The organism is Enterobacter sp. 301B (genome assembly GCF_003850715.1).
Taxonomy (GTDB): domain Bacteria; phylum Pseudomonadota; class Gammaproteobacteria; order Enterobacterales; family Enterobacteriaceae; genus Enterobacter; species Enterobacter intestinihominis.
This window is the reverse complement of sequence record NZ_PQTC01000003.1, coordinates 223,212-249,012: the sequence shown is the minus strand read 5'-3', so window position 1 is coordinate 249,012 and position 25,801 is coordinate 223,212. Positions and strand designations below refer to the sequence as shown.

Here is a 25,801-nt window from a genome sequence, read left to right as displayed (position 1 = left end):
GATAGCGACGCTAATTCAGCGTGTTTTTTGCCAGCCAGCAAGCCAGACAACCACACCGGCAGCCATAATCCAGGCTGGCATCATTTCCCAGTCCGGACGATTGATCAACAGCAACGTGCCGCTTATCAGCAGCGTCGCGCCAATTCCGAAGAGATAGCGGGACTGCCCCTGACGCACGCGACTGGATTGAAGCTCGTGCGCGATTTTATCCATGCTGTGCTGAAGGTTCTTGCTCTGACGCAAACTGTCGTAAACCAGTTCAGGAATTTCTGGCATTTTTTCAATCCAGAACGGGCCTTTCTCTTTAAGCGAGCGAACCAGGGCTGGAATACCGACCTGATCCTTAATCCAGGATTCGAGGAACGGTTTCGCGGTTTTCCACAAGTCTAACTGAGGATAGAGCTGGCGGCCTACGCCCTCAACGTAAAGTAATGTTTTCTGAAGTAAAACTAATTGTGGCTGCACTTCCATATTAAAACGGCGTGCGGTGTTGAACAGGTTGAGCAGAACATGCCCGAAAGAGATCTCTGAGAGCGGCTTTTCAAAAATTGGCTCACAGACGGTACGGATCGCAAATTCAAACTCTTCCACGTTGGTATCTGGCGGAACCCAGCCTGAATCCACGTGCAGTTCGGCCACCTTACGGTAGTCGCGATTGAAGAAAGCGATAAAGTTCTCGGCGAGATAACGCTTATCCTCTTTATTCAGCGAGCCGACAATACCGCAGTCGATGCCTATGTACTTCGGGTCTTCCGGGTGCTCATAGCTGACGAAAATGTTGCCGGGATGCATATCAGCATGGAAGAAGCTGTCGCGGAAAACCTGAGTAAAGAAGACCTGCACGCCGCGCTCGGCCAGCAGCTTCATGTTGGTGCCCTGTTTTTCCAGCGCTACCACGTCCGAGACCGGGATGCCGTAGATACGTTCCATCACCATCATGTTCTGACTGCAATAGTCAGAATAGACTTCAGGAACATACAGCATCGGGCTGTCTTCAAAGTTTCGACGCAGCTGAATGGCGTTCGCCGATTCACGCAGCAGGTTAAGTTCATCGATGAGCGTTTTTTCGTATTCCCGTACCACTTCCAGCGGACGCAGACGGCGGCCATCCGGCAACAGACGCGGCACCCAGCGAGCCAGGCGATAGATCAGCTTCATGTCCGCTCTGATAACCGGCAGGATATCCGGGCGAATCACCTTAATGACCACCTCTTTGCCATTTTCCTTCAGGCGCGCGGTGTGAACCTGCGCAATAGAGGCAGAGGCCAGAGGCTGAATGTCGAAATCATCAAACCAGGTCTCGATGGGGATATTGCCCATCGCTTCTTCGATTTGTTTCTTCGCTCTCTCTCCGTCAAACGGAGCGACGCGGTCCTGCAATAGCGCGAGCTGATCGGCAATCTGCGGCGGGAAAAGGTCGCGACGCGTTGAGAGCATCTGCCCAAACTTGATCCAGACCGGTCCCAGCTCCTGCAACGCAAGACGCAGGCGTGCGCCCAGCTCCTGATCCTTATGGCGATTCGGCATCCAGAACAGCGTGCGACGCCAAAGCCGAAGCGGCAGGGTAATACGCATTCTGGGGATAAGCTCGTCGAGCCCGTAGCTCAAAAAGGTGCGAACGATAAAATAGAGGCGCCGAATTTCACCAGGCGTCATTTGCCCTCCAGTTTTTCCAGCCGTTTGGTTAACGCATCAACTGCGCGCTCAACTGCCGCGGTCTCTTCTGCAAACCAGGCGACTTCTAAAGGCCCAGGCGCCATACGCCACTCTTCGGTCAACACCTCGGCAGCATAGCGCTGTTGACGGAGCAGGCCTTTACGCAGGAAAGTGGAACCCGTGCGCAGCGTTTTGCTTATCCCTTCAGCTGCGATGTCGCCGATATAGGGCGCCAGCAGTTCCGCGGGGTCAAATTCAGCCTGATCGCTGAGTGCAACGAAGTTCTGTACCACCTGAATATCGCCCTCGACCTCCAGCTCACCGCTGCGAATAAGCGCCGTCATCTGCTGACGGTCACGCAGTTTTGGCAATACGCTCATGTGCGTAATCACCGAGCAGTCAGCCTCGCCTTCCCACTCCCCCAGAACGTCAAGCTGGCGTTCGCTGAAGACCAGCACAAGCGGCGTCGAGAACTCTTTTAAAACGATACGCAGCACCTTTCCGTTTAGCCGCTGACGTGCGGTTTTCAGCGCCGGGGCGCGATACAGAAAGGCATTCAGTACATTCTCGATGCCTGCGGTGACTAAGGGTTTAATGGGCACGGGAAACCTCCACTCAGAACTTGTAACCACGATGCAGCGCGACGACACCCGCCGTCATATTGAAGTATTCCACGTTTTCAAACTCCGCATCCTGCATCATCGCTTTCAGCGTGTCCTGATCCGGGTGCATTCGGATGGATTCGGCCAGATAACGGTAACTTTCTGCATCGTTTGCCACCAGCTCGCCGATGCGCGGCAGAACGTGGAAGGAATAGGCATCGTAAGCTTTGCTCAGCGGGTCGATAATCGGTTTAGAAAACTCAAGTACCAGCAGTCGGCCACCCGGCTTCAGCACGCGGTACATAGAGCGCAGCGCTTTATCTTTATCGGTCACGTTACGCAGGCCGAAGGAGATGGTGATGCAGTCGAACGTATTGTCCGGGAACGGCAGCGCTTCGGCGTTGGCCTGAACATATTCAACGTTGCCTACCACGCCGATGTTACGCAGCTTTTCGCGTCCCATTTTCAGCATGGAGTCGTTGATATCTGCCAGCACCACGCGACCGGTTTCGCCAACCAGACGGGAGAATTTAGCGGTCAGATCACCTGTGCCGCCGGCTAAATCCAGTACCTTTTGTCCACGGCGCACGCCGCTGCAATCAATAGTGAAGCGCTTCCACAAGCGATGAATGCCAAATGACATCAAATCATTCATCACATCGTACTTCGCCGCCACGGAATGAAATACGTGGGCCACCATGTCAGCTTTCTGCGCTTTGGCGACAGTCTGAAAGCCAAAGTGCGTTGTGTCTTGTGAATCGTCAACCATCTCAGAGCCTGCTAATCAGTCAAATGTTCGTGAAGTGTAACAGATTGGGCGCATTTGCCCTACGTTTCAACCACCGTGAAAGAAACGCGCCGACTGCGCTTCGGGGGATAAACTCGCCGCTAACCCATTGTCTTCATTGCGGCTATTTTGCTCACCATCGCCTTCACGCAAACGAAACTCCTCGTCCTGAGCCGTAGCCTGCTCCACCAGTTCCGGATTAATCTCGCGTTTAACTTCCACCCCCAGACTGCGAAACGCCTCCGCCTGCGCCAGCAAATTGCCGCGCCCGGAGGAGAGTTTTTTCATCGCCTGGCGGTAGTTATCCTGCGCGCGATCCAGGCTTTGCCCCACCGAGGACATATCGTCCACAAACAGCCGCATTTTGTCGTACAGCTTGCTGGCGCGATCGGCAATCTGCTGCGCGTTTCGGCTTTGGTGCTCATAACGCCACAGGTTGGCAATGGTACGTAACGCCACCAGCAGCGTGGTGGGGCTGACCAGCATAATGTTATTTTTCAGCGCTTCGGTGATCAGTTCGGGCTGTCTGTCGAGCGCCAGCAGGAAGGCTGGCTCAACCGGAATGAACATCAGCACATAATCCAGCGATCGCAGCCCCGGCAACTGTTGATAATCTTTTCTGCCCAGCAGACGGATATGGTTACGCACGGAGGCGATATGCTCCTGCAACGCTGTCTCGCGGGTATAGTCATCTTCCGCGTTGAAGTAGCGCTCATAGGCCACCAGCGTCATTTTGGCGTCGATAACCACATCTTTACCCTGCGGCAGACGAACAATGACATCCGGCTGCATTCGCGAGCGCGCATCGTTTTCAATGCTGACCTGCGTTTCGTATTCGTATCCTTCACGCAGGCCAGAGGCCTCCAGCACGCGCGTCATGACCACTTCGCCCCAGTTTCCCTGCGCTTTGTTATCACCTTTCAGTGCGCGCGTCAGGTTAACCGCCTCCTGAGCCATCTGCGCATTCAGCTGCTGGAGATTACGGATCTCATGCGTCAGCGTGTGGCGCTCGCGAGCCTCCTGACCAAAGCTGTCCTGCACCTGACGGCGAAAGCCGTCCAGCTGTTCACGCAGCGGCGTCAGCAGGCTGTTCAGGCTCTGGCGGTTCTGCTCATCCACGCGGCGATTGCTGTGCTCAAAAATGCGGTTCGCAAGGTTCTCAAACTGCTCGCTAAGACGCTGCTCGCTGTTGATCATCTGACGGATTTTGTCTTCGGCGTGCAGTTGGGTGGATTCAAGGCGGGTGGTCACTTCCCGGAGATCGGCCTCCAGCGAGGTGTTAATGTCGCGAAGATTGCGCAGTTCGTTATTGAGCAGTTCACACTCATCGCGCCAGTGGTCACTCAGCGCAAGCTGTTGTTTCGTCGCGCTGAGTTCGGCGACGATCTCTTCGCGCTCTGCCAGCTGATCGGCTTTCTGCTGAGCATGTTGGTAGCCGCAAATGAGCCAGCCAATCCCCACGCTCACCAGCGCAACTACCGCATAAACCAGGATTGAGATATCCACAATGCCCCCTGCATCCACGTGTAACCCGCACAAAATAGAATTGTGCTGTATGAACGTCCAGTTTGAAAGGGTTTTCCTGCGAGGCGTTACGCAAAAAAGAAAGGCCGAGCATGTCGGCCTTTTAGCACTGAAGAGAGAATTAGATCAGACGGCGCGCCGCTTCAACCACGATTTTCACCGCATGGCTTTCAGTCTGCTTCATGGTTTCAGCGTTCGGGATCTCCTGCTGGGTACGGTTGACGATAACGCCCGCCACCATACCGGCACGCAGACCCTGGCTTGCGCACATGGTCAGCAGCGTCGCAGATTCCATTTCGTAGTTCATGACGCCCATCGACTGCCACTCTTCCATTGAGCCTTTGAAACGGCTCACCACGCGACCAGAGAAGGTGTCGTAACGCTCCTGGCCCGGGTAGAAGGTATCGGAAGATGCAGTGACGCCCACGTGGGTGGTGGCGCCCACGGACTTCGCGGCTTCAACCAGTGCGGTGGTGCATTCGAAATCAGCCACTGCCGGGAATTCCATCGGTGCAAAGTGCAGGCTTGCCCCGTCCAGACGCACGGATGCGGTGGTAACCAGCACGTCGCCCACGTTGATGTGCGGCTGAATGGCGCCTGTGGTGCCAATGCGCAGGAAAGTACGAATGCCCAGCTGTGCCAGCTCTTCAACGGCGATAGAGGTAGACGGGCCACCGATACCGGTAGAGCACACGATCACCGCTTTACCGTCCAGCTCTGCGCGCCAGGTGGTGAATTCGCGATGCGCTGCCAGCTTAACCGGCTTATCCATCAGCGCGGCGATCTTTTCCACACGCTCAGGATCGCCAGGGACGATAGCAAGCGTAGCCCCTTGTAAATCGTTTTTAGTGAGGCCGAGATGAAAAACATCAGACTTAGACATAGGTGACTCCTCTGTGGGTCGGTTTGTCAGAAGAAGTAAAACGGTACTTTACAGAAGCAATGTGCATTATTTCGTGACACACCTCACCATGAATGAAAATGATTGCAGTTAATTTCCATAAAATGGTGATTCACATCACATTAACAAGTTATATCGCCGGGTGCTGCACAAAAGATAGACGCTATAAGGCACTGTGGGTTGTTAACCTGGTGTCTATATTTATCTTTGCGCTAATCCATTCATTGGTACGGAGAATGCCATGACTGAAAAAATCGGTTTTGCACCTGCTGCGGCCCCGCATGCTTCAACCATCGTCTCAACCCCTGAAGAGGCCATTACCGCAGGCGAGACCTCCATTCCCTCCCAGGGAGAGAACATGCCAGCGTACCACGCGAGGCCAAAATCCGCCGATGGCCCGCTGCCCATCGTGATCGTGGTGCAGGAAATATTTGGCGTTCATGAACATATTCGCGACCTCTGCCGCCGTCTGGCGCTGGAAGGTTACCTGGCCGTTGCGCCGGAACTCTATTTCCGTCAGGGCGATCCGAATGATTACAGTGACATCCCGACGCTGTTCAGCAACCTGGTCAGCAAAGTGCCGGACGCGCAGGTGCTGGCCGATCTCGACCACGTTGCCAGCTGGGCAGCGCGCAACGGTGGCGATGCGCATCGTCTGATGGTGACTGGCTTCTGTTGGGGCGGACGCATTAGCTGGTTGTACGCCGCGCATAACCCGCAGCTAAAAGCGGCCGTGGCCTGGTACGGCAAGCTGGTGGGTGAAAAAACGCTGAATTCACCGAAGCAACCTGTTGATATTGCCACGGATTTAAATGCGCCTGTGTTGGGGCTCTATGGCGGTCAGGATACCGGGATCCCGCTTGATACGGTCGAGACCATGCGCCATGCGTTGCGCGCAGCAAACGCGAAGGCGGAAATTGTGGTGTATCCGGAAGCCGGGCACGCCTTTAATGCCGATTATCGTCCGAGCTATCATGCGGAATCGGCGAAAGATGGCTGGCAGCGGATGCTGACATGGTTTAGCCAGTACGGCGGGAAAAAAGCGTAAAAGCAAAAAGCCCGGTGGCGGCTACGCCTGACCGGGCCTACATTTCATCAAGCCTGACGCAAATTCTGCGCCGCCTGCACCATGTTCGCCAGCGCCGCGCGGGTTTCAGGCCAGCCACGGGTTTTCAGGCCGCAGTCCGGGTTTACCCACAGACGTTCCGCCGGGATGCGCTGGGCCGCTTTTTGCAGCAGCGATTCAATCCACTCCACGCTTGGCACATTCGGGGAGTGAATGTCGTACACGCCCGGCCCGATTTCGTTCGGGTAGTCGAACTCTTCGAACGACTCCAGCAGTTCCATGTCTGAACGCGAGGTCTCGATGGTGATCACATCGGCGTCGAGCGCGGCAATGGAGTCCATGATGTCGTTAAATTCGCAGTAACACATGTGGGTGTGGATCTGCGTATCGTCCTTCGCGACGGCCGCGTTGAGGCGGAACGCCTCCACGCCCCACTGTAAGTAAGCATCCCAGTCGCTGCGACGCAGCGGCAAACCTTCACGCAGCGCAGGTTCGTCGATCTGAATGATGCCAATCCCGGCCGCTTCCAGATCCGCAACTTCATCGCGCAGCGCCAGGGCGATCTGTTTGGCGATGGTTTCCCGGGTTACGTCTTCACGCGGGAACGACCAGCAGAGAATGGTCACCGGACCCGTCAGCATGCCTTTTACCGGTTTGTCGGTCAGAGACTGGGCATACTTCGCCCACTCCACGGTAATCGCTTCCGGGCGGCTGACGTCGCCGATTACCACCGGCGGCTTCACGCAGCGGGAGCCGTAGCTCTGCACCCAACCGTTCTGGGTAAAGACAAACCCGTCCAGGTGCTCACCGAAGTATTCCACCATGTCGTTACGCTCGGCTTCACCGTGCACCAGCACGTCCAGACCTAAACGTTCCTGCTCGATAATCGCCTGTTTGATGTGTTCCGCAATACCGGTGCGGTAGTGATTCGCATCCAGATTGCCCTTTTTGAAGTCCAGGCGCAGGCTGCGGATCTCGGTAGTCTGCGGGAAGGAGCCGATTGTTGTGGTCGGCCACGCGGGCAGGTTAAAGCGCGCACGCTGGGCTTCGGCGCGCACTTCATACGGGCTCTGGCGCTGGCTGTCCCGGGCGGTGATGGCCGCCAGACGTTTTTCCACTGCCGGGTTATGCACGCGCGTCGAGTGACGGCGCGCCTGGATCGGAGCGCTCCAGTCGCTAATCGCTGCCGTGTCGCCGCTGTTCAACGCGTCGCGCAGCAGAGCCAGCTCCTCACACTTTTGCAGGGCGAAGGCAAACCAGCTTTTCACCTCAGGGTCGAGTCGGGTCTCCACGCTCAGGTCAATCGGGCTATGCAGCAGGGAACAGGAAGAGGCCACCCACAATTCACGTTTACCGACTATGTCTTTAATTTGTGCATATTTCTCGGTGAGATCGGCACGCCAGACGTTACGACCATTCACCAGACCGGCAGAGAGCAGCCAGTCCACTGGCAGACGCTTGTGCAACTCTGCTACATCGTCTTTGCCGTGAACGAGGTCAACGTGCAGACCCTGAACCGGCAGCGCGGTAATGGTTTTCAGGTTCGGCGTTACGCCTTCGAAGTAGGTGGTCAGCAGCAGCTTCACCTGCCCGGTGAGCGCGTTATACGCCGGTTTGAAGGCGTCCAGCCACGCCTGCGGCAGCTCAAGCACCAGCGCCGGTTCATCGATTTGCACCCACTGAATGCCGCGTTTGCCCAGCTCAATCAGCACCTGCTTATAAACCGGCAGAATGTCGTTCAGCAGGCTGAGGCGGTCGAACTGTTCGCCTTTCACTTTGCCCAGCCACAGGTAGGTTATCGGCCCCAGCAGCACGGGTTTCACCTGGTGACCCAGCGCCAGCGCTTCGTCCACTTCATCCAGAAGCTGGGTCCAGGTCAGTTTGAACTGCTGGCCTTTAACGAACTCCGGCACCATATAGTGATAGTTGGTGTTGAACCACTTGGTCATTTCCGCCGCCGCCGCTGGCTCACCCGTTGGCGCGCGGCCACGGCCGATGCGGAACAGGGTATCGATATCCACCGATCCATCGTTGTTCTGATGACGAGCCGGCACGTTGCCAAGCAGCAGGCTGGTGGTCAGAACATGGTCGTACCAGGCGAAATCGCCCACCGGCAGCAGGTCAATGCCCGCCTGTTTTTGCTGTTCCCAGTGACGCGCGCGCAGCTCACGTCCCACCGCCAGCAGTTCTTCACGGGTGGCGTTACCTGCCCAGTAGCTTTCTTGCGCTTTTTTTAGCTCGCGACGCAGGCCAACGCGAGGGAAACCGAGAGTGTGAGTGCGGATTGTCATGGTATGCCCCTTGTGAAATTCGTTATTTAGACGTCCAGATGTTTACACATCTATAATTGGCAGGTACTGTATATTCCTCAAGCGCAAAATGTTCATGGCGAAGTGAAGGACTTTCATGATCGAGATAAAACACCTGAAAACGCTACAAGCGTTGCGGAACTGCGGTTCTCTTGCGGCGGCAGCGGCCACGCTGCACCAGACTCAGTCAGCCCTTTCTCACCAGTTCAGCGATCTGGAACAACGCCTCGGCTTTCGTCTTTTTGTGCGTAAGAGCCAGCCTTTGCGCTTTACGCCGCAGGGCGAAATTTTGCTTCAGCTGGCGAACCAGGTGCTGCCGCAGATTGCCAGCGCGTTGCAGTCCTGTAACGAGCCGCGGCAGACCACCCTGCGCATCGCCATTGAGTGTCACAGCTGTATTCAGTGGCTGACCCCCGCGCTTGAGAACTTCCGCCAGAAGTGGCCGCAGGTGGAGATGGACTTCAAGTCCGGCGTCACGTTTGATCCGCAGCCGTCGCTTCAGCAGGGTGAGCTGGATCTGGTGATGACCTCAGATATTCTGCCGCGCAGCGGTCTGCACTATTCGCCAATGTTTGATTTTGAGGTGCGTCTGGTGCTGGCCCCGGACCATCCGCTGGCCGCCAAAACGCGCATCACGCCGGAAGATCTGGCAACGGAGACGCTGCTGATTTACCCGGTACAGCGCAGTCGTCTGGATATCTGGCGCCATTTCCTGCAACCCGCAGGCATCAGCCCACAGCTGAAGAGCGTGGATAACACGCTGCTGTTAATTCAGATGGTGGCGGCCAGAATGGGAATTGCGGCGCTGCCGCACTGGGTGGTCGAGACGGTTGAACGCCAGGGTCTGGTGGTTACCAAAACCCTGGGTGAAGGACTGTGGAGCCGGCTGTACGCCGCCGTGCGCGACGGCGAGCAGCGTCAGCCGATTACGGAAGCGTTTATTCGCTCAGCGCGGAACCACGCGTGCGACCATCTTCCGTTTGTGCGGAGCGCGGAGCGACCCAGCGGCGATGTACCCACAGCGAAGCCAGGATCACCGTTCCCCCAATAAGGAAACTCGGCCAGTGCGGCTGTTCCTGCCAGATGGCGAGGTTCACCAGTAGCCCCGCCGGCACGTGCACGTTGTTCATGATCCCCAGCGTTCCGGCGTCTACCTGCGTCGCGCCGTAGTTCCACATAAAGTAGCCCAGCCCCGAGGCCACCACGCCCAGCCAGACCAGAACGCTCCACTGCACGGTGGTGGTCGGCAGCTTTTGCGGGTTGCCGAGCATAAACCATGCCGCAATCGCGACAATCGCCGCGCCCATATAGAACCACGCAAACGCGTTATGCTGCGGCATCGGGCGGGTCTCCATGAGGCGTTTGTAGCCCACCATCCCGATGGCGAAGCTGATATTGGCGAGCTGGACGAACATCAGCCCGGTCCAGAAGTGATCGCTCACCTTGTCATAGCGAATTATCGCCGCGCCAATGACTGCCAGCGCCGCGCTCAGCAGATATCCCCAGCGCAGGCGGCGCCTGCTGAGCAGGTCGTAAATCAGCGTGATATAGAGCGGCGTGAGCACGGTAAAGAGCAGAAATTCCGAGACGGAGAGGTAGACGTAAGCCCGGAAGCTGAACAGGTACATGATGCCGAGCTGCATCGCGCCCACCAGCATATACAGCAGAATGGTTTTCAGCGATTGCCCGCGGGTACGCAGGAACGGCAGGAACACCAGCGCCGCCAGCCCCACACGCATCAGCACCGAAAAGTAGCTGTCGACCGATCCGGCAAGGTATTCGCCAATCAGGCTAAAGGAGAAGGCCCACAGGATAGTGGTGATAATGAGTAGCGCCACAATGCTTGTCTCTCAGAAAGAAGGAGAGGCATTGTAGCGAACTCTTTAGTTGACATCTGAACAATAAACAATCAAATGAAGATTATTCAAGGAACAGTTTGCGCAAATACTTAGGTACCGCGTTGTCTGCGTTGGTGCCAATCACTTCCAGCTCCGGGTGCAGATCTTTCAGGCGCTGGTGCGCGTTCTGCATGATGCAGCCTTTGCCCGCCATGGAGAGCATCTCGGCATCGTTCATGCCATCGCCGAACGCGATGCAGTCTTTCAGATCAAAGCCCAGACGCTTCGCGACCGCTTCCAGCGCGTGACCTTTGGACACCCCGCCCGCCATCACTTCCAGACAAGTCAGCGTGGAGAAGCTCACGTTCACGCGGTCTCCCCAGCGGGCGTTGATCGCCTGCTCCAGCGGAAGCAGCGCTTCGTGACTTTCGCAGGTAAAGAACACCTTGCTGATCCCTTCAGGATCCAGCAAACCCGGTTCATACAGGGAGTAGTTGAAGACGGCTTCCTTGAAGAAACGCATTTCGTCCGGGCGATGACGGTTCATAAACCACTCGTCGTCGCGATAAACGTTAGTGACGATATCCGGGTTGTTATGCACAATGCCGAACAAATCAGTGGCGATGTCGCGATCGAGATTGTGGGTAAAAATCAGGTTGCCGTCCGTGTCGTGTACGCGCGCACCGTTGGAGGTGATCATGTACGACTTGATCTCCAGGTTATCGCGGATCTGCCCCACGTCCACGTGGTGGCGGCCGGTGGCGAACACAAAGTTCACGCCACGGGCAGTCAGGAGTTTTAAGGTCTCTTTCGCATAAGGCGACAGGGTGTGGTCGGGGGAAAGCAGCGTGCCATCTAAATCAGATGCAACAACCTGGTACATAGGGATTTCAACCTCTGGTGGAAAACAATAATCAGTTATGCCTGTTGAAAAATTCAACAATGGCGTTGAGCGCGACTGAGCGCATAGCGTCCTTTTCAAAAAGGATCTCATGGTACGCACCGTTGATGACCAGCGGTTTACCCCCTTCACAGGGATGGCCCGCCGCGGCGCGAAGTTCACAATAGCGGTCATGCATGCGGTTATCCACCACACGCTCTTCTTCCGCCTGGATCAGAAGCGTCGGCGTGTCATCATCGCCTACGCCCGCCAGCACCTGCTCACCGGCATGAATACCTTCCCGCACCCAGTGCCAGGTGGGGCCGCCGACCCGCAGCCGCGGTTCATCGGCATAAAAACGCAGGTTGCGGCGATAACGCTGCCGACTGTGGGTTAACACGTTGATGGCAAACGGCAACGCCCGCCAGCGTCCTGTTCCGATGGCATAGCCTTCACGAATGCGCTGATGGCCCTCAGCCCAGTCGAGAAGATGGCGCACCATCCAGTCAGGAAAACGTATCACAATGCCGTACATCGGCGCGGTCAGCGCAATGGCGTTGCACTGGTGCTTATGGCGCTGCAAAAACAACGTCGAGATCGCGCCCCCCATGGAGTGGGCAAGAATATAACGCTTGCGCCACGGTCCGGGCTGCACTTCCTGCTGCCAGAACGCGGCCAGATCGTCGACGTAATCGCTGAAGTTATCCACGTGGCCGCGATGGGTATCCGGCAGCATCCGGCCGGAAAGCCCCTGCCCGCGATGGTCGATAATTAACACATCAAAGCCCAGATGGAACAGGTCATACGCCAGCTCGGCATATTTGATATAGCTTTCGATGCGCCCGGGGCAAACCACAATCACCCGGTCATTTTTTTCATCATGGAAACGAACGAAGCGTACCGGGATATCCCCGACGCCCATAAACTCATCTTCCTCACGCTGGCGCCAGAAATCGGTCAGCGGCCCCATGGAGAAAGCAGCAAATGCGTTTTCTCGTGTTTCCCAGTCCTTTTTCTGCTGAAACATTGGGTTTCCACCCCCCGTAATTCAGGGAATATCGTTTTTTTCGTCACCGGTCACAAAATGACTCAACAATAGCGTATTGTGGCATAAAAACAGACGATCCGGGAGTTTCAAATGACCTTCGAGTGGTGGTTCGCTTACTTGCTGACATCCATCATCCTCAGCCTTTCACCTGGCTCGGGCGCAATCAACACCATGACCACCTCCATTAATCACGGCTATCGCGGCGCGGCGGCGTCAATTGCCGGTTTACAGACAGGGCTTGGCATTCACATTGTGCTGGTGGGGATTGGTCTGGGCACGCTGTTCTCCCGTTCGGTGCTGGCCTTCGAGGTGCTGAAATGGGCTGGCGCAGCGTATCTTATCTGGCTGGGTATTCAACAGTGGCGCGCCGCAGGCTCGATTGATCTGCATACGCTCTCCCGGACGCAAACACGCGGCCACCTGTTTAAGCGCGCGGTATTCGTTAACCTGACCAACCCGAAAAGCATTGTGTTCCTCGCCGCCCTGTTCCCGCAGTTTATCGTGCCGCATCAGCCCCAGGTGATGCAGTACGTGGTGCTGGGCGCGACAACCATTATTGTCGATATCATTGTGATGATTGGTTACGCGACGCTGGCGCAGCGAATTGCGGCGTGGATCAAAGGGCCTAAGCAGATGAAGGCCCTGAACAAAGTCTTTGGTTCGCTGTTTATGCTGGTTGGCGCGCTGCTTGCGTCAGCGCGTCATGCTTAGCGAGAAATGATGAGATGAATGCCGAAGCCGGCGAACAGTGCGCCGGCAAAGCCGTCGATCCACTTCGCGATGCGCTGGTAGCCGCGACGCATCGCCGGTAAAGCAAACAGGCTTGCCACAACGGTAAACCAGGCGAACGTCTCAACAACGATTAGCAGGAAGATCCCCCAGCGCGCGCCCGCACCGACGTTATCCCCCACAAACAGCGAGAACACAGAGCCGAAGTAAATAATCGCTTTCGGGTTCGCCAGGTTAGTCAGCAGCCCTTTCACAAAGCTACGGCCGCCCGTTGCCAGCTCAACCTTTGGCTCTTCCGGCTTTTTCTCTTCTTTCTTCAGCGCCCCGCGCAGCATCTGGTAGCCCATCCAGCACAGGTACAGACCGCCGCCAACCATGATGATGTTATGCAGCCACGCCATTTTCGCCAGGATCAGGTTCAGACCAAGCAGCGCAACCGCCGCCCAGACCATAACGCCCATGGTGATACCGAGCACACCCATCATCGCCTCTTTGCGGGAGCGGCTGACGGCCGTTTGTGACACGAAGAAGAAGTCAGGGCCAGGGCTCATCAGCGCAACGATGTGCACTAACGCCACGGTGAGAAATAGCATTAACATAATTAGCTCGCGGGGAAATAATGTAGTGAGTCATCATCCTGGCACTTTTTCGCCCGGCTGACTACTCCTCATCATCACCATCAGCGTGGGAACGGATAAGCGCCATAAACTCTTTACCAAAGCGCTCCAGTTTGCGCGTGCCGACGCCGTTGACGCTGAGCATCTCGCTGGCGCTGAGTGGCATTTGCTCGGCCATCTCGATCAGCGTCGCGTCATTGAACACCACGTATGGCGGGATGTTCTCTTCATCGGCAATGGCTTTACGCAGCTTACGCAGCTTGGCGAACAGCTTGCGGTCGTAGTTACCGCCGTAAGATTTTTGCATCACGCGCGGCTTGAGGGCGACGACGCGCGGAACGGCGAGCTTCAGTTCAACCTCACCGCGCAGGACCGGTCGCGCCGCTTCGGTAAGCTGAAGCGCAGAGTGCTGGGCAATATTTTGCGTGGCAAAGCCGAGATGGATCAGCTGGCGGATGATACTCACCCAGTGCTCGTGGCTCTGGTCTTTCCCGATGCCGTAAACCGGCAGCTTGTCGTGCCCCATATCGCGGATACGCTGGTTGTTAGCCCCACGCAGCACTTCGACGACGTAGCCCATCCCAAAGCGCTGGTTCACGCGTCCGATAGTCGAGAGCGCTTTGCGCGCGTCCATCAGACCGTCGTACTGCTTCGGCGGGTCGAGGCAGATATCGCAGTTGCCGCACGGCGCCTGTCGCCCTTCACCAAAGTAGTTGAGCAGCACCAGACGGCGGCAGGTTTGCGCTTCGGCGAAGGCACCCATCGCGTTAAGCTTGTGGCGTTCGATATCCTGCAACTGCCCCTGCGGTTTCTCCTCGAGACAGCGGCGCAGCCACGCCATATCCGCCGGATCGTAAAACAGCATCGCTTCCGCAGGCAGGCCATCACGCCCGGCGCGGCCGGTTTCCTGATAATAGGATTCGATATTGCGCGGGATATCAAAGTGCACCACAAAGCGCACGTTGGGCTTGTTGATCCCCATCCCGAACGCCACCGTTGCGACCACGATTTGCAGGTCGTCGCGCTGGAATTTTTCCTGTACGTCGGCGCGGATGTGGTTTTCTAACCCGGCATGGTATGCCGCCGCGCTAAAGCCGCGATTTTGCAGACGCGCAGCGGTGTCTTCCACCTTCGCGCGGCTGTTGCAGTAGATGATGCCGGACTTGCCGCGCTGCTCCTGCACGTAGCGCAGGAGCTGATCCAGCGGCTTGAATTTTTCCATCAGCATATAGCGGATGTTCGGCCGGTCGAAGCTGCTGACCTGAATATAGGGGTCTTTCAGCCCCAGCAGGCGAACGATGTCCTGACGCGTGGTGTCATCCGCCGTGGCGGTAAGCGCCATAAACGGCAGCTCAGGGAAGCGCTGACGCAGCTGGCCAAGGGCGGCATATTCCGGGCGGAAATCGTGCCCCCACTGGGAGATACAGTGCGCTTCATCCACCGCCAGCAGCACCGGGTTCCAGTGCGCTAGGTGATCGAGGAAGTTGTCCAGCATCAGGCGCTCTGGCGCGATATACAGCAGGCGGATCTGCCCGGTGCGGCACCCGGCCATCACCTCTTGCTGCTGCTCGCGGGTTTGCGTCGAGTTAAGACAGGCCGCCGCCACGCCGTTGGCAAGCAGCTGGTCGACCTGGTCTTTCATCAGGGAAATAAGGGGGGAGACCACAACCGTCAGGCCATTAAGTACCAGCGCGGGCACCTGATAGCAGAGCGATTTTCCGCCGCCGGTCGGCATGACCACCAGGCAATCGCGGCCTTCCAGCACGGTTTCAATGATGGTTTCCTGGCCAGGACGGAACTGCTGGTAGCCAAAGGTTTCATGCAAAACCTGTTTAGCCAGCGATTCCTGATTCAATACTTCCGCCTGCGCCACGTTAACCCCATATGCCAGAAATGAAACAGGCGCTATTTTCAGCGCCTGAGAGAGAAACTTCAACGTTTAACGCAAAAACATTCGAGCAGCTTAGAAAATATCGTTCAGCATGACGCCCACACCAACGCGGGTCTGGTTGAAGTTATAGTCGATCAGCGATTCGCCATAACCGCTATACACCTGGGTATAGAGACGAACGTGTTTCGTCACCGGGTAGCTCAGGCCCAGCTCTGCGCCGCCGTAGCCGGTATTCCAGTTGTACTGCCCTTTGGCGCTCAGCACCGCGTCACCCAGTTGATAGCCCACTTTAAGCTGATAATAGCCCATGTATTTGGTGATATCAGGGTTGTCATCGGTGCTGCCCACCACGTACCACGGCTTCACTTCCACCATGAAATTGCCGTTCTGCGCCATTAGACGCGTATAAACGCGATTCCAGCTGCGTGAGGTTGGGTCGGAACGACCGTTGGAATCGTGGTTATAGCCCACCTCCACGTCTCGCAGCGTCCAGCCTGCAAACTCATAATCAGTGGCGAAACCGAGGAACAGCTGCGGTTCATAGTTGGTTTCGCGGAACGGTGAAGATTCCCCGCTGTTGGAGAGCTGCCACCATGACTTCTGCGTGTAAGATGCACCAAGCACCGAGTTCGGCCCCAGGATGCCGCGCCATAACGGGAAGGCCAGGCTGAGCTGGAACTTCACCTCATCTTTACGCGCATTGTCAGACCAGTTATAGGAGCTTATCGCCTCTTTGTTGAGATCGCTGGTCTGGGTATAGATCACGTAGTTTGTGTCATAGGGGTAGAGCGTGAACGGATTGTCATGCTCCTGAAGCATATTGGCGATGATGCTGCCCTGCACGGCAGGTTTATCATGCACTTCTTTGATCGTCGCTTCCTGCGCATATGCTGTGAGGGGCAGCGCAACCGCCGCCAGTAACCAACCCAGATACGTCCGCATCGGTGGTGTTCTCCTGAAATTGTGACATTTAATGAATAGTTTTGTCCGGGCATTCTACAGACTTCTGCGATAACTTCCGCTTCCTCGTTTCTTAAAGTGGCATTCCTTTATCCTGAAGCATAAAATCAACATTTTGTTAACAACAAGGATGCCACGTCAGATGTCAGCCACACTCACCGCCGAAGAAACCTTAAAGCTCGTGGGCGAGATTTTTGTGTACCACATGCCATTCAACCGTGCACTGGGTCTTGAGCTGGAGCGATACGAAAAAGACTTCGCTCAGCTGAGTTTCAATAATCAGCCAATGATGGTCGGTAACTGGGCGCAAAGCATTTTGCACGGCGGAGTGATTGCCTCTGCGCTGGACGTGGCGGCCGGTCTAGTGTGCGTGGGCAGCACGCTGACGCGCCATGACACCATCAACGAAGATGAGTTACGCCAGCGCCTCTCGCGCATGGGCACCATCGATTTACGCGTCGACTATCTGCGACCGGGACGCGGAAACCGCTTCACCTGCACCAGCAGCCTGCTGCGCGCCGGGAATAAAGTTGCCGTCGCCCGCGTTGAGCTGCATAACGAGGAGCAGGTTTATATCGCCAGCGCAACCGCCACTTATATGGTGGGTTGAGGCGGCAAATTCGGGTAAAATTACTTCACTTTTTTGTAACGGATTTTCCCGATGGATGCTAAACAGACGCGGCAGGGCGTTTTACTCGCCCTTGCCGCTTATTTTATTTGGGGTATCGCGCCGGCGTACTTCAAGCTTATCGCCTATGTCCCGGCGGACGAGATCCTCACTCACCGCGTCATCTGGTCGTTTTTCTTTATGATTGCGCTGATGAGCATCAGCCGTCAGTGGTCAGGCGTCAAAACGCTACTGAAAACCCCGAAGAAGGTCTTCCTGCTTGCCCTCTCTGCGGTGCTGATTGGCGGAAACTGGCTGCTGTTTATCTGGGCGGTGAATAACCATCACATGCTCGAAGCCAGCCTGGGCTACTTCATTAACCCGCTGGTGAACATCGTGCTGGGGATGATTTTCCTCGGCGAACGTTTCCGCCGGATGCAGTGGGTGGCGGTGATTCTGGCCCTCTGCGGCGTGCTGGTACAGCTGTGGACCTTCGGCTCACTGCCGGTTATCGCCCTGGGGCTGGCGTTCAGCTTTGCCTTCTACGGCCTGGTGCGTAAAAAAATCGCCGTGGAAGCGCAGACGGGAATGCTGTTTGAAACCCTGTGGCTGCTGCCTGTCGCGGCGATCTACCTGTTCGGTATTGCCGACAGCGCCACCAGCCACATGGGCAGCAACCCATGGTCGCTGAACCTGATGCTGATGGCGGCGGGCGTGGTCACGACGATTCCCCTGCTGTGCTTCACCGGCGCGGCAACGCGTCTGCGTCTCTCGACGCTTGGCTTCTTCCAGTACATCGGCCCGACGCTGATGTTCCTGCTGGCGGTGGTGTTTTACGGCGAGGTGCCGGGTGCGGATAAGATGGTGACGTTTGCCTTTATCTGGGTGGCGCTGGCGATTTTCGTTGCGGATGCAATTTATACCCAGCGCAGGACTCGCAGAGGAATTTAGTTGCTTTGTAGGGCGGGTAAGCGCAGCGCCACCCGCCTGATTTTTACAACCAGTTCTTCCGCTTGAAGTACAGGTACGGCGCCAGCCCGGCGAGGATCATAAAGATAATCGCCCCCGGGTAGCCAAAGCTCCACTTCAGCTCCGGCATAAACTCAAAGTTCATCCCGTAGCTGGATGCCACCAGCGTCGGCGGCAGGAACACCACGGAAACCACCGAGAAGATCTTGATGATGCGGTTCTGCTCGATGTTGATAAAGCCCATTGCCGCCTGCATCAGGAAGTTGACCTTCTGGAACAGGGATTCGTTGTGCGGTAGCAGGGATTCAATATCGCGTAAGATCTCACGCGCCTGCTCCAGCTGACCGCCCGGCAGACGCGCCTTGCGAACCAGGAAGTTCAGCGCGCGCTGGGTATCCATCAGACACAAACGCACCTTCCAGCCGATATCTTCCAGCTCTGCAAGCGTGGACAACGCTTCGTCGTACTCATCGCCCTGATGGCCTTCCATGATCACGCGGCTCAGCTTTTCCAGGTCGCTGTAGATGTTTTCGATTTCATCCGCCAGCTGTTCGATTTTGGTTTCGAACAGATCCAGCAGCAGCTCATAGGCGTTACCGTCCATCATCGCCTGGCTGCGGGCGCGCATGCGGTAGAGACGAAACGCAGGCAGTTCGCGCTCGCGCAGGGTGAACAGGCGGCCATCGCGGATGGTAAACGCCACGGTGGAGTTCCCCGCGTGGTCTTCGGCATCTTCGAAGAAGAAGAAGGAGTGAATGTGCAGGCCGTCTTCGTCTTCAAAAAAACGGGCGGATGCTTCGATGTCTTCCAGTTCCGGGCGTGTCGCCAGGCTTTGCCCCAGTTCAGATTGTACGCGAAGGCGCTCATCGTCGTCCGGCTCGACCAGATCCACCCATACGGCATCAATGAGGGGCTGTGACTCTTCGGCTTCAAGCCGAGTCAGTCGGTTATTTTCGAGTTGAAATGCGCTCAACATGACCGGGACTCCCAATGCAAAAAATATCGGACAGTTCGGTGGGCACACAGAAACAAATTGGGTTTCAGACCATTAAACAGCCTGACTCAGCGCGACGGGAATGATGCAGTCGCTGACAACCACTAAGGCCATCAGCAAGAGGAGATAGCCTTAGGAGTTGTTCCTGGATGACAGGGAATTGAGCCAGTATCTACTGGGTGTGTCCAAGGCGAATGTCCTCTTAGCGTAATCGTGCGCGCATGTTACGCCAGCAATAACTGTGGCGTCAACACGCAACGGAACGCTGAAGGGCATTAATTGACCTTCAACGTATAAGGCTAGCAGATTATTACAAAATAGTGATATTTTTCTGAAAGTTACACACTTTCCAGCTTGGCATAGGCTGCCACCAGCCATTTGATCCCCTGCCCCTGGAACGCGACCTGCAAACGGCTGTGCTCGCCGCTGCCTTCCAGATTGACGATGGTGCCTTCGCCAAACTTCGAGTGGCGCACGCGCTGGCCCAGCTTGTAACCGGTATCGGTTTCCGAGATTGGCGAGCCCATACGCTGATGACTGACCGGACGGCTGATGCTGGCGCGCAGGCGCACCTCTTCCACACACTCTTCCGGCAGTTCGCCGATAAAGCGCGACGGACGGTGATACACCTCTTTCCCGTACAGGCGGCGGGTTTCCGCGTAGGTCAGGGTCAGTTTCTGCATCGCACGGGTCACACCCACGTAGGCCAGACGACGCTCCTCTTCCAGACGCCCGCCTTCATCCAGCGACATCTGGCTCGGGAACATCCCCTCTTCCATCCCGACGATGAACACCTGCGGGAACTCCAGACCTTTCGCGGAGTGCAGGGTCATCAGCTGAACCGCATCCTGCCAGGTATCGGCCTGCCCTTCCCCCGCCTCCAGCGCGGCGTGAGAGAGGAATGCCTGCAACGGCATCAGGTCTTCGTCTTCTTCGTTGTAGCTGAACTGGCGCGTTGCCGTCACCAGTTCCTCTAAGTTCTCAATACGGGTCTGGCCCTTCTCGCCTTTTTCCTGCTCGTACATGGTGCGCAGGCCGGAATCTTTGATCACCCGGTCAGTCTGGACGTGCAGCGGCATGTCGGCCGTTTCCTGCGCCAGCGCGTCGATTAACTCCAGGAAGCGCTGCAATGCGCTGGCGGCGCGCCCGGCGAGTGCTTTTTCCTGTAACAGCTCGCGGCATGCCTGCCATAGCGTGAGCTGACGATCGCGCGAGGCCTGACGCACCACGTCCAGCGTACGATCGCCGATGCCACGCGTCGGCGTGTTCACCACGCGCTCAAACGCCGCATCGTCGTTACGGTTGGCAATCAGACGCAAATACGAGAGCGCATCTTTGATCTCCTGACGTTCGAAGAAGCGCATACCGCCATAAATGCGGTACGGCATGCTCACCTGTAACAGCGCCTCTTCCAGCACGCGCGACTGGGCGTTGCTGCGATAGAGAATGGCACACTGCTCCAGCGCACCGCCGTTCTCCTGCCAGGTTTTAATGCGGTTCACCACGAAGCGGGCTTCGTCGAGCTCGTTGAAGGCGCAGTAAATCGAAATCGGTTCGCCGTCGACGCCATCGGTCCACAGCTTTTTACCCAGTCGCCCGTTGTTGTTCTCAATCAGGGCGTTGGCCGCGCTCAGTATGTTGCTGGTAGAACGGTAGTTCTGCTCCAGACGGATGGTTTGCGCGCCGGGGAAATCGTTGAGAAAGCGCTGGATGTTCTCCACCTGCGCGCCGCGCCAGCCGTAGATAGACTGGTCGTCATCGCCCACGATCATCACCTTGCCGGTATCCCCGGCCAGCAGGCGGATCCACGCGTACTGAATGTTGTTGGTATCCTGGAATTCGTCCACCAAAATGTTGGTGAAGCGTTCACGGTAGTGTTGCAGGATATGTGGTTTGTTGAGCCACAGCTCGTGGGCGCGCAGCAGCAGTTCGGCGAAATCCACCAGACCGGCGCGATCGCACGCTTCCTGATAGGCCTTGTAGACGTTCTGCCAGGTCTGCTCAACCGGGTTACCGAAGCTTTGAATGTGGTGCGGACGCAGCCCTTCGTCTTTCTGACCGTTGATGTACCACATCGCCTGACGCGGCGGCCACTGCTTCTCGTCGAGGTTCATCGCCTTGATCAGACGTTTCAGCAAGCGCAGCTGATCTTCGCTGTCGAGGATCTGGAAATCCTGCGGCAGGTTAGCGTCCATATGGTGCGCGCGCAGCAGACGGTGCGCCAGGCCGTGGAAGGTGCCAACCCACATGCCGCCCTGGCTGGTACCCATTAGCTGTGCGATACGGTGGCGCATCTCCGCCGCCGCCTTGTTGGTGAACGTCACGGCCATAATCGAGTACGGCGAGCAGTTCTCCACGCTCTGAAGCCAGGCGATACGGTGAACCAGCACGCGCGTCTTACCACTGCCCGCTCCAGCCAGTACCAGCAGGTTTGTACGCGAGGCGGCAACCGCGTCACGCTGTTTGTCATTAAGGCTGTCGAGCAGGTAAGAAACGTCCATTGGCACCGTCACGTCATGTCGGGCGGGCAAATGTTTCCATTCGCCAAAACCCTGTTAATTTATACAGAACAATTGATGATTATATCAGCGTCGTGAGGGATGCCAACCGTGAAATTTCCACGTGCGGCAGAAGACGGCTATCCGGGGTAGTCATCAGATCGGCATTTTCCGGCTTGATCCAGCAGGCCTGCATGCCGCAGCGGATCGCCCCGGCGACGTCCGTGGTCAGGTCGTCGCCCACGTGCAGGATCTCACCGAGCGGCAAATCCAGTTTTTCCGCTGCCAGATGATACATATCGTTGAACGGCTTCGAGCGTCCGTGCGGGCCCGCGCGCAGCACGAACTGAAAATAGTTCCCCAGACCAAACAGTTCAGGCTGAGCGTTGCCGTTGGTGATGGCCACCAGCGGCCACTTTTCAGCGAGCTTCGCCAGCGTGTCGTGGGTCTCCTGCGGCACATCGATGCGGCTGCGCCATTTGGCGAAATTTTCCATGGCCGCTTCGGCACCCATGGCCGCGTCCTGCGCGCTCAGGCCGGCATTGAGCATCGCCTGCTCAACCGCACGGCGGCGCCATTCGGTCACGTCATGGTAAATTTCCGGCTCGGTTTCCCGCAGGGACTGACGCAGCTTCTGGAACTCTTTGTTCTGGATCGCTTTCAGCGCAGGATGGTAGTTTTGCACAAACGCCAGCGACTCCTGCTCGGTACGCAGGATCACTGGGCGGTTGTCGTAAAGGGTGTCATCAAGATCAAACGTCAGGGCTGAGATCTGACCGAGTGGGCGGTAAAAACGCATTATTTCCCCCGTTTGGCGCGTGGATGCGCCGCGTCATACACCGAGGCAAGGTGTTGGAAGTCTAAGTGGGTATAGATTTGGGTGGTCGAAAGATTCGCGTGACCAAGCAGCTCCTGTACGCCGCGCAGGTCGCCGCTTGATTCCAGCATGTGCGTCGCAAAAGAGTGGCGCAGCTTATGCGGGTGAACGTGGCTGTTCAGCCCCTGCTTAATGCCCCACTCCGCAAAGCGCTTCTGCACGTTACGCGCCGAGATCCGCTTGCCGAGCTTCGACAGGAACAGCGCATCCTCTTCCGCGCCAAACAGACCGCGCAGATCCAGCCAGTGCTCAATCCAGGAAACCGCATTGCGGCCGATCGGCAGGCGGCGCTCTTTGCTGCCTTTGCCCATCACCCACACTTCGCCAGATTCCAGATCGAGGTGCTTTAAGTCGAGGTTCACCAGCTCAGAGAGACGCAGGCCCGCGCCGTACATCACCTCCAGCATCGCGCGGTCGCGCACGGCCAGCGGATCGTTAAGATCGATATCCAGCAGGCGGTTTACGTCGTCGACGTCGATATTTTTCGGCAGATGACGCGGGGCCTTTGGCGTGGCGATCCCTTTTGCCGGGTTGGCTTTCAGACCGCCCTGGCTGACCAGCCAGTCGAAGAAACTGCGCAGGGCAGAGAGCCGGAGCGCCAGGCTCGCCGGGCTTAAGTTTTTTTTACGGCTACGCACAACGAAGCCGCGAACCGTGGCGGCGTCACATTGTTGCCAGCTTTTCAGGCCGATTTCATCGGCAATCTGCATGATGGCATCAAGCTGACGCTGATAGTTGAGCAGCGTAATAGGGCTAAGCTGGCGTTCTACGCCAAGATAGCGCAGAAAACGGGTGACGTCAGTGGCGAGCAGTCCGTCCGTCATACGCGCTCAATCCAGCGCTCCAGCAGCTCAGGCAGCATCAGGGCGATCTCCTGCAACAGTTGCGTACCCTGCCCCTGTTCATAGTGATGCGCGTCGCGGCTGGTAAATAACATCACACCCAGGTCACCATCGCGCCCCATCAGCGACATCGCCACCGAGCCGATAGCTTTGGCTTCCGGTAGCACCACCAGCAGTTCTGGCCCGTTAAGCGGCCCCAGATAGTGGTGCTCATGGCCCAGACGCTGAATGCGCAGCGGCTCAAACGCCTGACGGCTCAGCGCCAGATGGGTAAACCCGGACGGCGCGCCAATGCGCCAGCGGTCGGGAAAGAGACGGATCGTCGCGCCTGCCAGCCCCAGCTCGCGCGCCCAGCGGTGGAAGCGGTTGAGGAACTCTTCGAGACTGTGCGCGGAAGCCAGACGCGCCTGAAGGTGCAGAAGACGATAGAACAGGCTTTCGTTATTGCTGGCCTGCTCCATCAGCAGCGTCATGTTCTCTTCGAGCTGATTGATGTGGTTGCGCGAGCGCGCCATGTGCCATTCAACCAGCGACACGGTCTCGCGAACCGGATGCGGCACGCGCATCCTTTCGACGACGCGTGCATTGCGGATAAAAAACTCAGGATTGTGCAGCAGGTAATCCACAACAGCGCTGTCATCCAGCTCCGTTACAGGTTCCCGCAGTTCTTCCCCTGGTTGCTTCATAGATGGATAAACCCGTCATAAACATGTGTCGCCGGGCCAGTCATGTACAGTGGATGACCCGCTCCTTTCCAGGCGATATCAAGACGCCCGCCCGGTAATTCCACGCGAACCTCTTCCGCCAGTAACCCCTGCGAGATTCCGACGGCCACCGCCGCACAGGCACCGCTTCCGCAGGCCTGGGTTTCGCCCGCGCCGCGCTCGTAAACCCGCAGGCGAATGTGTTCACGCTTCACCACCTGCATGAAACCGATGTTCGCCCGCTCCGGGAAGCGCTCGTGGCTTTCCAGCACCGGGCCGAGCGTTTCAACCGCCGCGGTTTGCACATCATCTACCTGAATCACGCAGTGCGGGTTACCCATCGAGACGACGCCGCACAATACTGTCTGCTCGGCGGCACGCATAATATAGGTCTTTTCCGCTTTGTTGGCGCGAAACGGCACGGCAGAGGGGTCGAAGTTCGGCTCGCCCATGTTCACGCGCACCAGTTCGTCGTCGGTGACGCTGAGCACCATCCGGCCATTGGCGGTGCTGACGCGGATATCGCGCTTGTTGGTCAGCCCTTTCAGCCGAACAAAGCGGGCAAAACAGCGCGCGCCGTTGCCGCACTGGGAAACTTCGCTGCCGTCGGCGTTAAAAATGCGATAGTGAAAGTCCAGGTCAGGATCGTAAGGCGGTTCCACCACCAGCAGCTGGTCAAACCCCACGCCCACGTGCCGATCCGCCAGACGACGGATCAGTTCCGGGGAGAAAAAGACATTCTGCGTTACCGCGTCGACGACCATAAAGTCGTTGCCAAGGCCATGCATTTTAGAGAACTGCATCATTTGCTCCATTGCGCGGGTACAGAACGTAATTGTCAGAGATTGACCTGAGTCGGGCCGCCGTTATTGCCGCGATCGTTGGTATCCGGCGTAGATGACTCGATACCACTTTGCACTGGTTTTGTCGGCGGTGGTGCGTTTTTATCCTCTGGCGGGAAGTACAGTGGTCCCTTCAGTCCACAGCCGGTCAGGCTAAACAGAGTGACAAGAACGATAAGCGTTCGGAAGACGTTTTTCATGTAGAGGTTGCCCGTAAGTTCAAATCTGTTTCTATCATCGCAGGAGAAGACACAAAAGCAAGAGTTTGCCGCTTTCCTGCAACGGGAATTATTTAGCGTTATACTGCCGCCATCACGAAAAACAGGAATAAAACCATGAACGACAGTGAATTTCATCGCCTTGCCGATACCCTGTGGATGACCATCGAAGAGCGTATCGACGACTGGGACGGCGACAGCGATATCGATTGTGAAATCAACGGCGGGATCCTGACCTTAAGCTTCGAAAACGGCAGCAAGATTATTATTAACCGTCAGGAGCCGCTTCACCAGGTGTGGCTGGCGGCGAAACAGGGCGGCTATCACTTTGATCTGAAAGGTGACGAGTGGATCTGCGACCGCAGCGGCGAAACGTTCTGGGATCTGCTGGAGCAGGCGGCGACGGCGCAGGCGGGCGAGGACGTGAGTTTCAGGTAGTTTT

General features: G+C 56.9%; 26 protein-coding genes. 6 read left to right on the top strand and 20 right to left on the bottom strand.

The annotated features are described in order from the left end of the window. Nucleotides 1-15 precede the first annotated feature (15 nt). From ubiB to udp, 5 genes are all read right to left on the bottom strand, one after another. Nucleotides 16-1,656 (bottom strand): ubiquinone biosynthesis regulatory protein kinase UbiB, encoded by a 1,641-nt coding sequence (gene ubiB, locus C3451_RS05425; RefSeq protein WP_022646675.1) that lies wholly within the window; start codon nt 1,654-1,656, stop codon nt 16-18. Next, nucleotides 1,653-2,258, bottom strand: a complete 606-nt coding sequence (gene ubiJ / locus C3451_RS05420) for a ubiquinone biosynthesis protein UbiJ (RefSeq protein WP_022646674.1) — start codon at nt 2,256-2,258, stop codon at nt 1,653-1,655. The genes ubiB and ubiJ overlap by 4 nt, the downstream gene beginning before the upstream one ends. A gap of 13 nt (nt 2,259-2,271) precedes the next feature. Next, the gene (gene ubiE / locus C3451_RS05415) at nt 2,272-3,027 is read right to left on the bottom strand and encodes a bifunctional demethylmenaquinone methyltransferase/2-methoxy-6-polyprenyl-1,4-benzoquinol methylase UbiE (RefSeq protein WP_022646673.1); all 756 of its coding nucleotides are present in this window, start codon (nt 3,025-3,027) and stop codon (nt 2,272-2,274) included. A gap of 66 nt (nt 3,028-3,093) precedes the next feature. Next, complete coding sequence (gene rmuC, locus C3451_RS05410) at nt 3,094-4,551, bottom strand: DNA recombination protein RmuC (protein ID WP_045621344.1); 1,458 nt, start codon at nt 4,549-4,551, stop codon at nt 3,094-3,096. A 139-nt stretch (nt 4,552-4,690) separates the two neighbouring features. Continuing rightward, nucleotides 4,691-5,452 (bottom strand): uridine phosphorylase, encoded by a 762-nt coding sequence (gene udp / locus C3451_RS05405; protein WP_003860792.1) that lies wholly within the window; start codon nt 5,450-5,452, stop codon nt 4,691-4,693. A gap of 259 nt (nt 5,453-5,711) precedes the next feature. On the opposite strand from udp, the gene C3451_RS05400 reads away from it, so the two are divergent. After that, entirely contained in the window at nt 5,712-6,518 is an 807-nt protein-coding gene (locus tag C3451_RS05400; RefSeq protein ID WP_045621342.1) for a dienelactone hydrolase family protein, read from the top strand. A 47-nt stretch (nt 6,519-6,565) separates the two neighbouring features. On the opposite strand, the gene metE is transcribed toward C3451_RS05400, so the two are convergent. Beyond that, complete coding sequence (gene metE, locus C3451_RS05395) at nt 6,566-8,827, bottom strand: 5-methyltetrahydropteroyltriglutamate--homocysteine S-methyltransferase (RefSeq protein ID WP_045309032.1); 2,262 nt, start codon at nt 8,825-8,827, stop codon at nt 6,566-6,568. A gap of 115 nt (nt 8,828-8,942) precedes the next feature. On the opposite strand from metE, the gene metR reads away from it, so the two are divergent. Next, nucleotides 8,943-9,896 (top strand): HTH-type transcriptional regulator MetR, encoded by a 954-nt coding sequence (gene metR, locus C3451_RS05390; RefSeq protein WP_045621339.1) that lies wholly within the window; start codon nt 8,943-8,945, stop codon nt 9,894-9,896. On the opposite strand, the gene C3451_RS05385 is transcribed toward metR, so the two are convergent. The 3 genes from C3451_RS05385 to pldB form a co-directional block, all read right to left on the bottom strand. Further along, a complete protein-coding gene (locus C3451_RS05385) occupies nt 9,784-10,683 on the bottom strand; it encodes a carboxylate/amino acid/amine transporter (RefSeq protein WP_045309031.1) in 900 nt (299 codons plus the stop codon). The two genes, metR and C3451_RS05385, sit on opposite strands and share 113 nt — an antisense overlap. An 82-nt stretch (nt 10,684-10,765) precedes the next feature. Next, entirely contained in the window at nt 10,766-11,566 is an 801-nt protein-coding gene (gene yigL, locus C3451_RS05380; protein ID WP_023299050.1) for a sugar/pyridoxal phosphate phosphatase YigL, read from the bottom strand. A 31-nt stretch (nt 11,567-11,597) separates the two neighbouring features. Then, the gene (gene pldB, locus C3451_RS05375; RefSeq protein ID WP_045621338.1) at nt 11,598-12,590 is read right to left on the bottom strand and encodes a lysophospholipase L2; all 993 of its coding nucleotides are present in this window, start codon (nt 12,588-12,590) and stop codon (nt 11,598-11,600) included. A 111-nt stretch (nt 12,591-12,701) separates the two neighbouring features. Between pldB and rhtB the strand changes: the two genes are divergently transcribed. Next, entirely contained in the window at nt 12,702-13,322 is a 621-nt protein-coding gene (gene rhtB / locus C3451_RS05370; protein WP_006812363.1) for a homoserine/homoserine lactone efflux protein, read from the top strand. Here the strand turns inward: rhtB and rhtC are convergent. The 3 genes from rhtC to pldA all read right to left on the bottom strand — a co-directional run bounded on the left by rhtC (nt 13,319) and on the right by pldA (nt 16,790). Further along, nucleotides 13,319-13,939 (bottom strand): threonine export protein RhtC, encoded by a 621-nt coding sequence (rhtC, locus tag C3451_RS05365; RefSeq protein WP_006179256.1) that lies wholly within the window; start codon nt 13,937-13,939, stop codon nt 13,319-13,321. The two genes, rhtB and rhtC, sit on opposite strands and share 4 nt — an antisense overlap. Nucleotides 13,940-14,000: 61 nt before the next feature. Continuing rightward, nucleotides 14,001-15,830: an ATP-dependent DNA helicase RecQ gene (recQ, locus tag C3451_RS05360; RefSeq protein WP_032626543.1), complete on the bottom strand. Its 1,830-nt coding sequence runs from the start codon at nt 15,828-15,830 to the stop codon at nt 14,001-14,003. A 90-nt stretch (nt 15,831-15,920) separates the two neighbouring features. After that, nucleotides 15,921-16,790 (bottom strand): phospholipase A, encoded by an 870-nt coding sequence (gene pldA, locus C3451_RS05355; protein ID WP_022646666.1) that lies wholly within the window; start codon nt 16,788-16,790, stop codon nt 15,921-15,923. Nucleotides 16,791-16,950: 160 nt separating this feature from the next. Between pldA and yigI the strand changes: the two genes are divergently transcribed. Continuing rightward, a complete protein-coding gene (gene yigI, locus C3451_RS05350) occupies nt 16,951-17,418 on the top strand; it encodes an acyl-CoA thioesterase YigI (RefSeq protein WP_006812366.1) in 468 nt (155 codons plus the stop codon). Nucleotides 17,419-17,469: 51 nt separating this feature from the next. Further along, nucleotides 17,470-18,366: an EamA family transporter RarD gene (rarD, locus tag C3451_RS05345; RefSeq protein ID WP_023299047.1), complete on the top strand. Its 897-nt coding sequence runs from the start codon at nt 17,470-17,472 to the stop codon at nt 18,364-18,366. A gap of 43 nt (nt 18,367-18,409) precedes the next feature. Here the strand turns inward: rarD and corA are convergent, their stop codons facing one another. The 8 genes from corA to C3451_RS05305 form a co-directional block, all read right to left on the bottom strand. Then, nucleotides 18,410-19,360: a magnesium/cobalt transporter CorA gene (gene corA, locus C3451_RS05340; RefSeq protein WP_003860807.1), complete on the bottom strand. Its 951-nt coding sequence runs from the start codon at nt 19,358-19,360 to the stop codon at nt 18,410-18,412. A 150-nt stretch (nt 19,361-19,510) separates the two neighbouring features. Beyond that, nucleotides 19,511-19,567 (bottom strand): YsgD/CorL family protein, encoded by a 57-nt coding sequence (ysgD, locus tag C3451_RS24490; protein WP_212743980.1) that lies wholly within the window; start codon nt 19,565-19,567, stop codon nt 19,511-19,513. A 149-nt stretch (nt 19,568-19,716) separates the two neighbouring features. Next, entirely contained in the window at nt 19,717-21,879 is a 2,163-nt protein-coding gene (gene uvrD, locus C3451_RS05330; RefSeq protein ID WP_017383586.1) for a DNA helicase II, read from the bottom strand. Between the two features lie 79 nt (nt 21,880-21,958). Further along, nucleotides 21,959-22,675, bottom strand: a complete 717-nt coding sequence (gene yigB, locus C3451_RS05325) for a 5-amino-6-(5-phospho-D-ribitylamino)uracil phosphatase YigB (protein WP_022646664.1) — start codon at nt 22,673-22,675, stop codon at nt 21,959-21,961. Beyond that, nucleotides 22,675-23,577 carry a tyrosine recombinase XerC gene (gene xerC / locus C3451_RS05320; protein WP_022646663.1) on the bottom strand — a complete coding sequence of 301 codons (903 nt, stop codon included), beginning with the start codon at nt 23,575-23,577 and terminating at the stop codon, nt 22,675-22,677. The genes yigB and xerC overlap by 1 nt, the downstream gene beginning before the upstream one ends. Beyond that, on the bottom strand, nt 23,574-24,281 hold the full coding sequence (locus C3451_RS05315; RefSeq protein WP_023295731.1) for a DUF484 domain-containing protein: 708 nt from the start codon (nt 24,279-24,281) through the stop codon (nt 23,574-23,576). Before C3451_RS05315 ends, xerC begins: the two co-directional genes overlap by 4 nt. After that, nucleotides 24,278-25,102, bottom strand: a complete 825-nt coding sequence (gene dapF, locus C3451_RS05310) for a diaminopimelate epimerase (RefSeq protein ID WP_017383590.1) — start codon at nt 25,100-25,102, stop codon at nt 24,278-24,280. The genes C3451_RS05315 and dapF overlap by 4 nt, the downstream gene beginning before the upstream one ends. A gap of 35 nt (nt 25,103-25,137) precedes the next feature. After that, nucleotides 25,138-25,341 carry a lipoprotein gene (locus C3451_RS05305; RefSeq protein ID WP_045621334.1) on the bottom strand — a complete coding sequence of 68 codons (204 nt, stop codon included), beginning with the start codon at nt 25,339-25,341 and terminating at the stop codon, nt 25,138-25,140. A 135-nt stretch (nt 25,342-25,476) separates the two neighbouring features. Between C3451_RS05305 and cyaY the strand changes: the two genes are divergently transcribed. After that, entirely contained in the window at nt 25,477-25,797 is a 321-nt protein-coding gene (gene cyaY / locus C3451_RS05300) for an iron donor protein CyaY (protein WP_045348418.1), read from the top strand. The last annotated feature ends 4 nt before the right edge of the window (nt 25,798-25,801 follow it).

What these genes read in the sequence shown, in the direction of transcription:
- pldA (WP_022646666.1), bottom strand. Translation starts at nt 16,790, where the DNA reads ATGCGGACGTATCTGGGTTGGTTACTGGCGGCGGTTGCGCTGCCCCTC.
- metE (WP_045309032.1), bottom strand. Translation starts at nt 8,827, where the DNA reads ATGACAATCCGCACTCACACTCTCGGTTTCCCTCGCGTTGGCCTGCGT.
- yigI (WP_006812366.1), top strand. Translation starts at nt 16,951, where the DNA reads ATGTCAGCCACACTCACCGCCGAAGAAACCTTAAAGCTCGTGGGCGAG.
- metR (WP_045621339.1), top strand. Translation starts at nt 8,943, where the DNA reads ATGATCGAGATAAAACACCTGAAAACGCTACAAGCGTTGCGGAACTGC.
- ubiE (WP_022646673.1), bottom strand. Translation starts at nt 3,027, where the DNA reads ATGGTTGACGATTCACAAGACACAACGCACTTTGGCTTTCAGACTGTC.
- ubiB (WP_022646675.1), bottom strand. Translation starts at nt 1,656, where the DNA reads ATGACGCCTGGTGAAATTCGGCGCCTCTATTTTATCGTTCGCACCTTT.
- udp (WP_003860792.1), bottom strand. Translation starts at nt 5,452, where the DNA reads ATGTCTAAGTCTGATGTTTTTCATCTCGGCCTCACTAAAAACGATTTA.
- rarD (WP_023299047.1), top strand. Translation starts at nt 17,470, where the DNA reads ATGGATGCTAAACAGACGCGGCAGGGCGTTTTACTCGCCCTTGCCGCT.
- yigB (WP_022646664.1), bottom strand. Translation starts at nt 22,675, where the DNA reads ATGCGTTTTTACCGCCCACTCGGTCAGATCTCAGCCCTGACGTTTGAT.
- rhtB (WP_006812363.1), top strand. Translation starts at nt 12,702, where the DNA reads ATGACCTTCGAGTGGTGGTTCGCTTACTTGCTGACATCCATCATCCTC.
- cyaY (WP_045348418.1), top strand. Translation starts at nt 25,477, where the DNA reads ATGAACGACAGTGAATTTCATCGCCTTGCCGATACCCTGTGGATGACC.
- C3451_RS05400 (WP_045621342.1), top strand. Translation starts at nt 5,712, where the DNA reads ATGACTGAAAAAATCGGTTTTGCACCTGCTGCGGCCCCGCATGCTTCA.
- rhtC (WP_006179256.1), bottom strand. Translation starts at nt 13,939, where the DNA reads ATGTTAATGCTATTTCTCACCGTGGCGTTAGTGCACATCGTTGCGCTG.
- corA (WP_003860807.1), bottom strand. Translation starts at nt 19,360, where the DNA reads ATGTTGAGCGCATTTCAACTCGAAAATAACCGACTGACTCGGCTTGAA.
- dapF (WP_017383590.1), bottom strand. Translation starts at nt 25,102, where the DNA reads ATGCAGTTCTCTAAAATGCATGGCCTTGGCAACGACTTTATGGTCGTC.
- yigL (WP_023299050.1), bottom strand. Translation starts at nt 11,566, where the DNA reads ATGTACCAGGTTGTTGCATCTGATTTAGATGGCACGCTGCTTTCCCCC.
- C3451_RS05305 (WP_045621334.1), bottom strand. Translation starts at nt 25,341, where the DNA reads ATGAAAAACGTCTTCCGAACGCTTATCGTTCTTGTCACTCTGTTTAGC.
- xerC (WP_022646663.1), bottom strand. Translation starts at nt 23,577, where the DNA reads ATGACGGACGGACTGCTCGCCACTGACGTCACCCGTTTTCTGCGCTAT.
- C3451_RS05315 (WP_023295731.1), bottom strand. Translation starts at nt 24,281, where the DNA reads ATGAAGCAACCAGGGGAAGAACTGCGGGAACCTGTAACGGAGCTGGAT.
- pldB (WP_045621338.1), bottom strand. Translation starts at nt 12,590, where the DNA reads ATGTTTCAGCAGAAAAAGGACTGGGAAACACGAGAAAACGCATTTGCT.
- uvrD (WP_017383586.1), bottom strand. Translation starts at nt 21,879, where the DNA reads ATGGACGTTTCTTACCTGCTCGACAGCCTTAATGACAAACAGCGTGAC.